Here is a 12,401-nt window from a genome sequence, read left to right on the forward strand (position 1 = left end):
CGCGGCCTCGATCCGGAAGACCCAGCGCCCCTGGCGCTTGCATCCCTCGAGAGTTCATGAACCAGAACAGCTACACGGACAGCAGCATCCGTTGGATCTATCCCCTGCCGGCGATCCTCTTCGTCGCGCTGCTGATGGTCTTTCCGGTCCTGTACACCACCTATATCAGCCTGACGAACTGGACGCTGACGTCAGGCGCCGCACCGTCGTTCGTCGGCCTGAACAACTACGCTCAGGTGCTGGTCGAGCCGCGTTTTCTGCAGGCCTTGTGGCGCACGATGGTTTTCACCGTCTCGGCCGTGGCCGTGGAGGCCGTGCTCGGGGTGGCGGCCGCTCTGTTGCTGAACCGCGCCTTCGTGGGCCGGAGCGTGGTGAAGCTGCTGCTCCTCCTGCCGCTGGTCGCGACCCCGGTCGCGGTGGGCATCGTGTTCAACCTCTTCTACGATCCGACGATCGGCTTGGCGAACTACGTTCTGGAGTCGCTCGGGCTGCCGCCCAGCTCCTGGATTTCCGGCGCCGGCACCGTCCTGTTCTCCCTCGTGGTGGTCGATGTGTGGCAATGGACGCCCATGATCACGCTGATCGTGCTCGCCGGCCTCGCGGCCCTGTCCGACGAGCCGGCGGAGGCCGCCCGCATCGACGGCGCGAGCGAATGGCAGATCATCAGGCTCATCACGATCCCGATGGTGATGCCCGTCATCGTCACAGCCGTCATCCTGCGCCTGATCGATGCCCTCAAGACCTTCGACATCATCTTTGCGATGACGGGCGGAGGCCCGGGCTACGCCTCGGAAACGCTGAACCTCATCGGCTACAAGTACAGCTTCGAGTATTTCCGCATGGGGCAGGCCGCGGTCATCCTGGTGGTGCTTTTCCTGGTCGTCCTCGCCTGCAGCGTGGGGATCACACGGCTCAACAAGCGGACGGCAGCCTGAACGGCGGCATCCGGCGCGAGATAAAGAATTCGTCATGAGAAAGCTTGGACTCGGAATTGTGTTCTACGGCGCAGTCGCCCTGCTGGTGGCGATCGTCCTGCTGCCCTTCCTCTGGATGCTGCTCTCCTCGCTCAAGACCCAGGTGGACATCGTCGCGTGGCCGCCCAAGTTCGTCTTCAGTCCGACGGTCCAGAACTATTACAAGGTGTTCGAAGAGCAGGATTTCATCCGGTATTTCATCAACTCGACCGTCGTGGCGTTCTTCGCCGTGGGCGTGTCGCTCCTGCTCGGTCTGCCGGCGGCCTATTCCATCGCCCGCTTTTCCCAGCGGCGGCTTGCGCTGGTGATCCTCCTGGCGCGGCTGATGCCGGGGATCTCGTTCCTGATGCCGTGGTACATCATCTTCTCCCGCCTCGGCCTGATGGATACCTACGTGGCGCTGGTGCTCAGCCACGTCCTGATCGCTCTGCCCATCGTGGTCTGGATCATGTCGAGCTACTTCGAGACGATTCCCATCGAGCTCGAGGAATCGGCGATGGTCGACGGCGCATCGCGCAACTACATCTTTCTCAAGATCATCCTTCCCCTGTCAGGACCCGGCATCATCACGGCCACGACCCTGGCCTTCATCTTCTCCTGGAACAACTTCCTGTTTTCCCAGGTGCTGAGCATGGAGAAGACCAGGACGCTGCCGATCGCGGTGTTCAACTTCCTCTCCTATGCCGATATCGACTGGGGCGGCGTCATGGCGGCGTCCGTGACCATCATGGCCCCGGCCCTCATCCTGACGATGGTCTTCCAGCGCTACGTGGTGAGCGGCCTGACCATGGGAGCCGTCAAGGGATAGAAGAGGGCCGGCCGTGTCCGACGGTTTCCCGCCCGCCTCGTGCCGGCCATCCCGCCACCCTCCGCACGTCATGGCCGGCCTTGTGCCGGCCATCCCGATTGTTTGAAGCGCAGCGCCTCTCGTATCGGGATCACCGGGACGAGCCCGGTGATGACGTGGAGAAGGTGGTCAGGGTCGGTGCGAACACCCTCCCCCGTCGTGGCATCCTCCGCCCTTCCTGCCACCCTCCCCACGTCATGGCCGGCCTTGTGCCGGCCATCCCGATACGGAAAAGCGCAGCGCCTCTCGTATCGAGATCACCGGGACAAGCCCGGTGATGACGTGGAGAAGGTGGCAAGGGCCGGTGATGACGTGGAGGGTGGTGGGAGCACGCCTCGCACATCCGCTCAGCGCTTCAGTAGTAATAGCCGCCGAGCAGGGATCCACCGACGAGCGAGAGCATCAGGAAAAAGCCGACGAGCAGGACCATCGCCAGGATGACGAAGCGCATCAGGCAGCCGCCCAAAGCCGCTCCGACCGGCGGCGCCTCGGGGGTGGCATAGGGCGCTCCCCGGGACAGACGGCCGGCACGGGACGCAGCCCTGAGGATCTCCAGCATTCTTGCGGTCCGCATGTCGCGCACCGCCGCGCCCTCGTCGCTTGCGCTTGGGTCCGGACCGGGAGGTCTCTCCCGTTCCCTGCGGCCCCAGGGCGTGGCGCCGGTTCTCGGACGCGGTGGCGGAGGATCGGCGCGCGGCGGCGCGGCGGGCGAGACCGTGATCCGTGGACGGGGCGGGGTGGCGGGCGGAACCGGCCTTGCGGCCGGACGGACCGGATCGCCGAACGTCGCGCCGCATTCCGGACACACGGAGGCATCGAGCCAGCGCCCGGGCTTGTGGTTCGTGCAGTAATAGCGGACCTGCGCCTCGTGACAGGCTTCGCATTCGCCAGGGGTCGCCTTCGAGGTCCCGCAGTTCGGGCAACGCAGAATGACGCCGGTCATCGATGAGGTTCCTCGATCGTTTCACGCTCGGGGCCGCCGGGGGCAGGCTCCGGATAGACCTCGCGGATCATGTCCGCGGGAATATGCAGCCGGTACATCCGCGGGAGCCTTCCTTCGACGAATTGCGCCATGGTGGGAACGCGCTCGTAAGGACCGAAGCTCTCACGGCTCAGGCGGCGGGAGAGGGCCACGGTCGTCAGCACCGGGTGCGTCCGGTAGGCCGGATAGGCGGCGTATCTCTCCTCGACGTGATCGTGGCCGCGCACCATGTGCGTGACGGGACGCCCCAGGCCGGTGCTCAGGTCACAGAAAGCCGCGAAGTCCTCGTACCCGAACTGACTTCCCCGCGAGAAGCGGTTCGGGAGCTTCTTGCGGGCTTTCGGATGCGCCCTGGTCCACACGAAGTCCGACAGGCATTGCGGATCGTTCCAATCTCCCGTGTCGGCGAGCCGCGCATGCAGATCCACCAGCGGGAAGCCGCCATGGGCCACCAGGAGACCGTCGGGAAAGAAGAGCGCCCGCGGAGCACGCGCGAACAGACGGACGGCCACCTTGCCGGCCCGCTCGATCCATTCATGCGCGAGATGGGCGTTCAGGAAATCCGCGAAGTCCGACGGGATCACGCTCGAGGCGAACCGCACGCCGTCATAGGAGAGCGCCTCGTCGTGGTTGCCCGCGATCAGGCACACCCGATCCGGGGCGTCCCCGATCAGCTCGAACACCCGCAGAAGAACGTCGAGCCCGAACCCTCCATCGTCGAAGAGATCGCCGAGAAGCACGATCCGTGGCGGCCGGCCCCCGCCGGGTTCGAGCGCCGGATCGCGCATCGCCGCCAGCGCGGCCTCGAGCGCCAGAAGATCGCCGTGCAGATCACCGATGATCCACAGCGGGCTTCCGGCGTCCAGGTCGGAGATCCGGATGGCCTTGTCGGTGGGATCGGAGCGGTCCTTGTCGAACAGCAGGCCGGGTCCATCGGCTTTGTCGAGCAGCGCCTCCATCCGCTCCACCGTGGCTCGCATGTTGGACCGGATGGCGGACGGGTCGGCTGCATCGCGGACAGCCTGCCAGTCCAGCCGTTCGACCTCCACGATCTCGACGGGAGGGGACGCCACGACGGCAATCGGCGCCGGCCCGGGAGCATCCGCCCCGGGAGCATCCGGCGGTTGCGCGGGATCCTGCGCTGCGGGGTCATCCTTGGGAACGCCGGCCATCGTCGATTCCGCCCCCCGCTCCTCCGGCTTCTCGCCCGGAGGAACAGGCTCAGGCGCTTCGGGTTCGCCGGGGACGCTCATGGGAGGGCCCGCGCGGTGAGCGGCATCTTGACGATGCCTTTGGCCTGGCGTCCGACAGCGATCCGGTCGCCTTGCCGGAGCGGGCGAGGCGCCGTGAGCGCGGCGCCGTTCACGAGCGTTTCATTGGTCGTGCCGGCCACGGGCGATATCACCCATTGCCGCCCGGATTGGCGTTCCAGGACACATTGGCGGCTGTCCCAGAACTCGCTGTCCGGCCCGAACGGCCGCACCAGGGCTTTTCCGAGCTCCGTCCTGACCCCGATCTTCAGCGAGCGTCCGTCGGGGCCGAGCAGCTCGATCCTGTCGGACAGGATCGGCTCGGCGGCGGCCTGCGGAGCGCCGTCGCCCGCTGCCGTGCCTTCCTGGCCGGCGGACGACCCTGCGCCGCGCCCGCTCAGAACAGCCCGCAGCTCCGCGGCCGTCGGTCTCGCGGCGGGGTCCGGGGCAAGGCAGCGGTGCAGGAAGGCGCTGACCTCGGCATTGCTCGCCGGCGCCGGCATCGATCCGGCCAGCGCCGGAGGTCTGGCGGCATGGCTCTGGACGAGCCTGGCATATTCCGCCTGGTCCTCGACCCAGTAGGGATGATAGCCGGCGAGAAGCTCGTAGAGCATCAGCCCGCAGGTAAAGACATCCGAGGCAAGCCCCGGCACGCCGCCTCGGGTCATGTGCTCGGGCGAGCGGTAATTGTCGGTGCCGACATAGCCCTGATGGCCATGCCAGGGCGCACGGCGGTCCGCCAGGAGCGAGAAGTCCATGTCGATCAGCTTGAGCTGGTAGCCGGCGCCGATGGTCGGATCCTGGATCAGATAGGCATTCGCCGGCTTCAGATCGGCATGGACGATCCTGGATTCGTGCAAAGCCGCCATTCCGGTCATGAAGACCTTGGCCCAGGTGACGTGACGGGCCCAGACGGCGGGGTTCTGGGTGGCCGGCGCCTTGGTGCGGCGATGCTGCTCCCGCTCCTCGTCGAGCATGTGCTGGAGGTCGGCGCCGTTCTCGACGAACTCGAAGGCCTGGAAGTAGCAGGGGCCGCCCCAGACCTCTTCGAACGCGTCCACCTGGCGCACCGCGAACTGCGCCGCCCGCCCGGTCCGGACGCGGGCTCCGAGCTCGTTCTGGTAGTCGACGAAGGCCTTGTACCAGACGACCGTCGGAGCGGGAGACTTGTACTGCTTCAGAAAGACCTTCTCTCCTGTCGGTCCCTCGGCGCCATAGGAGATCGCCATCATGCCCGGCCCGAAGACCTTCGTGACACGGTACTGCCGGATCCGATCACCGACCTTCAGCTTCTTGGCCATGGCTTACGCTCACTGTGACAAGGCGGTGTCCCTACAGCGCCACGGTGGCGGCCGAGCGCGAGACGCTGGCGGCCAGCTGCTTCAGGGTGTTGCGGAAATTGACCGGATCGGACGTGAACTTCTGCAAGGCCTCCTGCGGGTTCAGGCCTTCGTACTCCACGACCTCCCATTCCGACTTGTCGATCTGGCTCAGGCGATCGTAGCCCTCGAAGTTCGGGGCGAAGAGGCTGAGGATGATGCGATTGGCCATGACCAGGTTCGCCACATCCTGGAGCGAGCCGCCCTTCGCCTCGGGAAGGCTCATGGTTTCCTTGAACGACGCATCGGTGAAGACGATGACCACGCGGGCCGCATCGCTCCTGTAGCGCCATTTCGCCGGATCCTCGGTCTGGGAACCCTTCGGCACCGCCTCCATGGCGGCAACCTTGTAGAGCGCGTCGAGAAGCGATTCCGGCTCGTCGCCGCCGCCGTTCGCCTGCAAGGCGCCGAGCTGCGCCTTGAGGGCTCCGGCATCGCGCACGAACGGATGATCGACGATCCAGGGCAGCCCCTCCCCTTGGGCCGCTTCGATGTCGCGATAACCGACGACCTTGCCGCGCCAGTCCCTCACGGGGGCGGCGTTGTTGGCATCGCCCCGGCTCAGGGAGTCGATGAAGGCCTCGATGTTCCGGCGGAGCGCATCGATGCAGGGCGACATGCTGCCACTGACGTCGACGAGGAAGACGATGTCGGCCACGCCCTTGGTCTTCGGACGCTCCTGCACGCCGGGCGGAGCGGCGACCTCGGCCGTCGCGCTTTCGCCACGAGCCGTCTGCGTCGAGACATCCGGCGTGGATCCGGTCGCTTCCGCGGGCGTTCCGACCGCCGCTTCCGTGGAACTTGTCGTTTCCGACGAAGGCGGGTTCGCTGGGGTCGTCTGGTCGGAATGCTCCATATCACTCATGCGTCAGCTCCGCTTGGCGTCACCTTGGTCTCGGCCACGCGCCGAGCACTCCGACAACAGGGCGGCCAGACCGAAGTTCCCGGCTGCGCTCGAGGCGCTCGGAGATGGAAGCCCGCCCGGGCAAGCCGCCGGGGATCGGAAGGGCGCGGCGCTTCACCGTATCGAGATCACCGGGACGAGCCCGGTGATGACAGTGGGAGGGTGTTCGCACCGGGTCACACCACCCTCCACGTCATGGCCGGCCTTGTGACAGAAACCCATGAACAAGGATAAACATCGTTAATTGTTGGCTCATATGAGGATTGGGGAGTTCATGCCGGCGGCATGACAATCACTATACAAATATTCCTGGGGCAATCCTGTGTTATCGTCCGTTCAGTCTGGTTCATCGTCCCGTCGCTCATCTCTCATGCTGCGCATCTTGCTCGCTGCTGCATTGACGGTTGTCGGAGCATTCTCCGCGTTTTCCCTCTACAACGACTCTTTCCAGCGGCAGGCCACGCGCTCGGAGATCGAGCGCTACCTGACCAATGTGGGATCCGCCACATCGGACAGCATCGGGAACTGGCTGGGCGGACGGGTTGCCCTGAACCAGAGCGTCGCTCAGGGCGTGGCCAATTTCGGCGAGTCCTCGCAGGTCCTGTCTCTCCTGCAGCAGAAGATCTTCGTCGACAGCTTCCAGTCCACCTACCTCGGCGAGAAGGATGGCCGCTTCACCATGTGGCCGCCCTCCGACATGCCGAAGGACTATGACCCGCGCACGCGGCCTTGGTACAAGGACGCTGTCGCGGCAGGCGCCAGCACGCTGACCGAGCCCTATGTCGATGCCTCGACGAAGAAGCTGATCCTGTCGATGGCGACGCCGGTTCAGAAAAGCGGCGCCTTCGTGGGCGTTGCCGGCGCCGACATGAACCTCGATGCCCTGGTGCAGATGATCGGCGCCATGGATCTCGGCGGCATGGGCAAGGCCTTCCTCATGAGCGCCGACGGCAAGATCCTCGTTCACCCGAACAAGGATCTCATCAACAAGACGCTGAACGAGATCTACCCGGCCGGGACGCCCCGGATCTCGAGCCAGCTCAGCGAGACGATTCAGGACGGGCACGAGCAGATCGTCACGTTCCTCGAGATTTCCGGCCTGCCGTCGGTGAAGTGGTACGTGGGCCTGTCCATCGACAGCGCCAAGGCTTATGCCAATCTCGCGGCGTTCCGGATGTCGGCCGCCATCGCGACGGTTTGCGCAGTGGCTCTGATGCTCGCCCTCCTCGGCGTCCTGATCCATCGTCTCGTCGCGCGCCCGATCAACCAGATGACCGGGGCCATGAAGCAGCTGGCCGACGGCGATCTGAACGTTCGGGTGCCGGGCGGCGAGCGAAAGGACGAGATCGGCGCCATGGCGGCGGCCGTGCAGGTGTTCAAGGATGCCTTGATCGCCAAGAAGGACGCCGATGCCCGCGCCGCCCTCGAGGCCGATGCCAAGACACGCCGTGCCGAGGCTCTGGACCAACTCACCAGGCGCTTCGAGCTCAACGTCTCGTCGCTGACCCAGGGCCTGTCCTCGGCCGCCACCGAGATGGAGGCGACGGCCGAGAGCATGACCCATGTGGCCGATCAGACCACCAACCGGTCTGTCACCGTGGCCTCGGCGGCGCAGCAGACTTCGGCCAACGTGCAGACGGTGGCGGCCGCCACCGAGGAGCTGTCGATCTCGATCCGCGAGATCGCCAGCCAGGTGGCGCAGTCCTCGGCGGTGGCCGAGAAGGCGGTGGCCGGCACCCAGCGCACCAGCGCCACCGTGCAGGAGCTCGCAGCCTCCGCCGAGAAGATCGGCAACGTGGTGCAGCTGATCAACACCATCGCGGGCCAGACCAACCTGCTGGCGCTCAACGCCACCATCGAGGCGGCGCGCGCGGGCGAAGCCGGCAAGGGCTTCGCGGTCGTGGCCTCGGAGGTGAAGGATCTGGCGACGCAGACCGCCAAGGCCACCGAGGAGATCTCGCAGCAGATCGGCTCGGTGCAGCAGGCGACCGGCCAGACGGTGGCGGCCATCCAGGAGATTGCGCGCACCATCACCGAGATGAGCCAGATCTCGACCTCGATCGCCGCCGCCATGGAGGAGCAGGGCGCCGCCACCGCGGAGATCGCCCGCAACGTGCAGGAAGCGGCGCGGGGCACGGAAGCTGTCACCGGCAGCATCGCGGACGTGCAGCAGGGCGCCGGCGAGACAGGCGCCGCGGCGTCCCAGGTGCTGGGAGCCGCGCAGGAACTGGCGCGCCACTCCAACGATCTCGGCCGGGAGGTCGCCACCTTCCTCCACGGCGTGAAGGCCGCGTAAGAGTCGAGGGAGGGGCACGTCATGGCCCCCACCGCCCGTCCCGCCACCCTCCCCACGTCATGGCCGGCCTTGTGCCGGCCATCCCGCCACCCTCTCCACGTCATGGCCGGCCTTGTGCCGGCCATCCCGATAAGGTGAAGCGCGGCGCTTCTCCGAATCGGGATCACCGGGACGAGCCCGGTGATGACGTGAGAGGGTGGTGTGAGCGGGTGGTGACGGGGAGACGGTGGCAAAGGCCGGTCCTGCCACCCTCCCCGTCATGGCCCCCTCCCGTTGCCCGACGCGCTAGGCGCTGGAGATGCGCCAGTGCTCCGCCAGGGCGTCGAGCCCGTCGCGGAGCCGGCGGATTTCGCTCAGGCCCACCACCGGGGCGTTCTGCTCGCAGCAATCCCGGACAATGCGGCTTTCCAGGAAGCCGGCGGCGTCGAGGGCGTCCCGGGCGTCGCTCAGCGCGTCCGCGAGCCGCCGCGACCGGGCGGCCGCGGTCGGATCCTGGCTGCGGTCCGGGCCCCGGGCCCCGATGGGGAGCGCGGCGAGGCCCGACCGGGGCGCCAGGGCGGCCAGCCCCTGGTCCCGGCGCCAGCTCTCCACCAGGTTCGCCCACCGCTTGCCGGCCTCGTAGTGCCGGGCGTCGATGCGGTTGCCCAGGAAGAGCCGCCCGATCTCCGTGCCCCACAGGGGGTCGCGCATCCCGAGCAGAGCCGCGTCCCGCAGGCGCTTCACCTCGTTCGGGCTCCGGGCGTCCAGCTCCGCCTTGACGGCGCGGCTCAAGCGCCCGTTGGGCTCGCGTTCCCCTTTGGCCCGCTGCCGACCGAGCTTCGCGATCTTCCGCGCCTTCATCGTCTGTTCCTCGTGCATGGGACGTGACCCGGAGGGCCACGCCAGTGACCCGAAGGGCCGCGTGAGCGAAAAGGGGACCCGGGTTCGGGACCGATCCGCCGCGCACCACCCTCGACGTCATCACCGGGCCTGTCCCACCCCTCCCCGTCATCACCGGGCTTGTGCCGGTGATCCCGATGGTTTGAGGCGGGGCGCTTTTCCGGATCGGGATGGCCGGGACAGGCCCGGCCATGACGTGGAAAGGTTGTGCATCCCGATATGCCACCCACCACGTCATCACCGGGCTTGTCCCGGTGATCCCGATACGAGAGGCGCGGCGCCCTTCCGATCGGGATGGCCGGCACAAGGCCGGCCATGACGTGGAGCATGACGTGGAGAGGGTGGTCCCGCTCCGGCGTCCGGCGCGGCGGGGCGTCAGGGATGGGCGGGTTCGGCGGCACGGCGTCGCTCCTCCCGGGCGGCCCGCTCCGCGTCCGCCGCGTCGTCCGCCTCGCGCCAGACCGCGTCCGGGATCCGGCAGCCGGGCTCGCCGCGGCGCGGGCCCCAGGCATCCGACCAGCGCTCCTCGAGGACGAACCCCCGGGCCATCGCGAGCAGGCCGCGGCGGATCCTGGCCGGGTCCTCCGGGGCCGACGCGGCCCCCGGGGCGGCCGGCCCGGCCTTGTGCTCCCGGACGGCCGGCACGATGTAGCGCCAGCTCGACCAGCGCTTCCCCTGCGCCTTCAGGCTGCGCACCACCGGCAGGATGTGCCGGTCGAGGTCGTAGCCTTCGGCCATGAGGGCATGGACCGGGCCCACAACGAAGAGACCCGGGCTGGGGTCGTTGTCGAATCCGGCGGCCTCGCGCAGCGCGGCCTCCAAGGTTCGGTCGTCGAGCGCCGGCGGCTGTTGCGACGTCTCGGGACCCTCAGCGTGATGCGGCTCTTCTCTGCTCTTCTCTTCTCTTCTCTGGTTCGCTCCGCTCGAAGCAGGGGCTTCGTCCGGGTCGTGGCCTGTCAGGGACTTGCGCCGGGTCTCGCCGCTGCGCAATCCGCCTGTCCTGCCCGCCTCCGCCCTGTGCGCCGAGGCGATCCCCCGGTGGTGCAGCTCCCGCGCCACCCGGGCGTTGGCGAGGCCGCCTTCCGTCCGCGTGACCTTTCCCAGGGCCAGGAGGTCGCCGAGGAGCTTGCGCGCCTTGTTCGGGTGGCAGCGCCAGAGGCGCGCGAGGGTGGCCGGATTGTCGGGGACGGCCCCCCGACGGCGGTACATCTGATGGCACAGACGCAGGTAGGCGGCCTCCTGCTCGAGGGTCAGCGCGTCCGTCCCCTCGTCCCAGGCCTCGTATTCCATCCGGTAGAATTCCCCCTTCATGCGGGCCTCCCCGACCGGCTGTCGAGATCCCGGACCGCGTTGAGGGCGGGGTCCACCCAGGCCCGCACGACCTGGTTGGAGCGCCCGGCGCGGTTCTTGTCGACGATGATCTCGAGGCTGTGCTTGCAGGCCTCGTAATCGTCCTGGGTGGCGATGTCCCCGTCCCGGTACCTGGCCGAGCGCTCGATGTAATAGGCCGGCCGGTAGAGGAACACGACCGCGTCGGAGTTCTCCTCGAAGGCGCCGGCGCCGCGCAGGTCCGCCAGCGACGGGCGCTTGTCCTCCCGGCTCTCGGTGTTGCGGTTGCACTGCGCCAGCAGCAGCACCGGCGCGTCCAGGCGCTTGGCCAGCGCCAGCGCCCCGTCGGCGACCTCCTTCAGCCCCTCGTCCTCGCGGTTGTAGGAGCGGCCGGGCCGGACGATGTGGGCGTGGTCGATGACGATCGGGCCGGGCCGCAGCCCCTTGCGGAGATAGGCGTTCATGAGCCGCTCCGACGCGGCGGCGATCTCCCGGATCGTGCGGCCGCCCCCGTCCTCGATCGTGAGGCTGAGGCCGGAGAGCTCGCGCACCGCCTGGGCCACATGCCCGGCCTCCTCCACGGTCAACCCGCCCGGCGCCAGCATGCGGGCGAACGAGATCTGAAGGCCCTGGCGCTCGAGCCAGGACGAGGCGAACCGCGCCATGACCTGGTCCTTGTCCATTTCCTGGCTGTGGTAGAGGCCGGCCAGCCCCTGGCGCGCCGCGTTCAGCGCCACCTCGCAGCCGAGGATGGACTTGCCCATGCTCGTGCGGGCCGCCAGCGTGGTGAGGGTCGCGGGGCGCAGGCCGCCGCCGAGCGCCTTGTCGAGGCGCGCGAGGCCGGTCGTCGCCGGGAGGCGGCGCTGTCCCGTCAGGTCGGCGTCGATCTGCCCCATGAGGGAGGCTCCCGCGGCCGCCAGGGTGGCGGTCGTGAGCTGCCGGTCCATCCGCAGGGCCCGGAGCTCGTCGAGCCGCTCGAAGCGCTCGTCCAGGAACGCGCACGGGTCGTAGCCCTGCCTCTGCCCGATCTCCGCGCCGATCGCCTCCACGTGCCGGAGCAGGTAGAGGTCCCGGATCACGCGGGCATGGGTCAGGAGCGGCGCGCCCGTCATGCCGCCGATGCGGGCGAGCTCGGCCAGGTACCGGCGCACGGTCACGTCAGCCGCGACCGCGGTGGCGCTGATCGCCGGCCCCAGGCGCTGGTAGAGCTGCCCGGCCGTCGGCCGGCCGTCCGCCTCGGCGATCGCGAGGATCGCCGCGTAGGTGACCTGGTGGATCTGCTCGAAGAAATAGTCCGGCTTCAGGACGGCCTGAACCCGGCCGATCTCCGCCGGCGCCGCCAGCAGGGCCGCCAGCACCTCCATCTCCACGTCCGTGTTGACCGGCGGGAGGCGGTCATGCCGGTCGGCGGGGCGGGAGGGCTCGAAGGAGAGGATGTTGGCCATGGGCTTGTGCGACCGGTGGTGCGTGGATCGGGGATCGCGCAGGTTCGCGGGGTCCGCTTGGGGTCCGCATCTAAATGCATAATGCATTAAAAGTCAACGCCACATGCATAAATGCG

At 68.1% G+C, this 12,401-nt stretch carries 10 protein-coding genes; 3 read left to right on the plus strand and 7 right to left on the minus strand.

The features are described 5' to 3' along the window. The first annotated feature begins 56 nt into the window (after positions 1–56). Together OCW50_RS17185 and OCW50_RS17190 are read left to right on the plus strand one after the other, a co-directional pair. Positions 57–935, plus strand: a complete 879-nt coding sequence (locus OCW50_RS17185; RefSeq protein ID WP_262298400.1) for a carbohydrate ABC transporter permease — start codon at positions 57–59, stop codon at positions 933–935. 34 nt (positions 936–969) lie between these two features. Beyond that, entirely contained in the window at positions 970–1,782 is an 813-nt protein-coding gene (locus OCW50_RS17190) for a carbohydrate ABC transporter permease (RefSeq protein WP_262298401.1), read from the plus strand. Positions 1,783–2,176: 394 nt separating this feature from the next. Here OCW50_RS17190 and OCW50_RS17195 read toward each other — a convergent pair whose 3' ends face one another. Genes OCW50_RS17195 through OCW50_RS17210 form a run of 4 tightly spaced genes read right to left on the minus strand, consistent with a single transcriptional unit; the run spans position 2,177 to position 6,297 of the window. Further along, positions 2,177–2,764, minus strand: coding sequence for a hypothetical protein (locus OCW50_RS17195; protein ID WP_262298402.1), 588 nt, complete (start codon positions 2,762–2,764; stop codon positions 2,177–2,179). Then, positions 2,761–4,056 carry a metallophosphoesterase gene (locus OCW50_RS17200; protein WP_262298403.1) on the minus strand — a complete coding sequence of 432 codons (1,296 nt, stop codon included), beginning with the start codon at positions 4,054–4,056 and terminating at the stop codon, positions 2,761–2,763. The genes OCW50_RS17195 and OCW50_RS17200 overlap by 4 nt, the downstream gene beginning before the upstream one ends. Next, positions 4,053–5,354, minus strand: a complete 1,302-nt coding sequence (locus OCW50_RS17205) for a protein kinase domain-containing protein (protein WP_262298404.1) — start codon at positions 5,352–5,354, stop codon at positions 4,053–4,055. Before OCW50_RS17205 ends, OCW50_RS17200 begins: the two co-directional genes overlap by 4 nt. Before the next feature lie 31 nt (positions 5,355–5,385). Beyond that, on the minus strand, positions 5,386–6,297 hold the full coding sequence (locus OCW50_RS17210; RefSeq protein WP_262298405.1) for a vWA domain-containing protein: 912 nt from the start codon (positions 6,295–6,297) through the stop codon (positions 5,386–5,388). 409 nt (positions 6,298–6,706) lie between these two features. On the opposite strand from OCW50_RS17210, the gene OCW50_RS17215 reads away from it, so the two are divergent. Next, on the plus strand, positions 6,707–8,632 hold the full coding sequence (locus OCW50_RS17215; RefSeq protein ID WP_262298406.1) for a methyl-accepting chemotaxis protein: 1,926 nt from the start codon (positions 6,707–6,709) through the stop codon (positions 8,630–8,632). Between the two features lie 285 nt (positions 8,633–8,917). Here the strand turns inward: OCW50_RS17215 and OCW50_RS17220 are convergent, their stop codons facing one another. The 3 genes from OCW50_RS17220 to OCW50_RS17230 form a co-directional block, all read right to left on the minus strand. Beyond that, positions 8,918–9,472, minus strand: a complete 555-nt coding sequence (locus tag OCW50_RS17220) for a hypothetical protein (protein WP_262298407.1) — start codon at positions 9,470–9,472, stop codon at positions 8,918–8,920. A 414-nt stretch (positions 9,473–9,886) separates the two neighbouring features. After that, the gene (locus OCW50_RS17225) at positions 9,887–10,822 is read right to left on the minus strand and encodes a DUF1376 domain-containing protein (protein ID WP_262298408.1); all 936 of its coding nucleotides are present in this window, start codon (positions 10,820–10,822) and stop codon (positions 9,887–9,889) included. After that, complete coding sequence (locus tag OCW50_RS17230) at positions 10,819–12,285, minus strand: replicative DNA helicase (protein ID WP_262298409.1); 1,467 nt, start codon at positions 12,283–12,285, stop codon at positions 10,819–10,821. Before OCW50_RS17230 ends, OCW50_RS17225 begins: the two co-directional genes overlap by 4 nt. Between the last annotated feature and the right edge of the window lie 116 nt (positions 12,286–12,401).

This window comes from Microvirga sesbaniae, assembly GCF_025460805.1.
GTDB lineage: Bacteria > Pseudomonadota > Alphaproteobacteria > Rhizobiales > Beijerinckiaceae > Microvirga > Microvirga sesbaniae.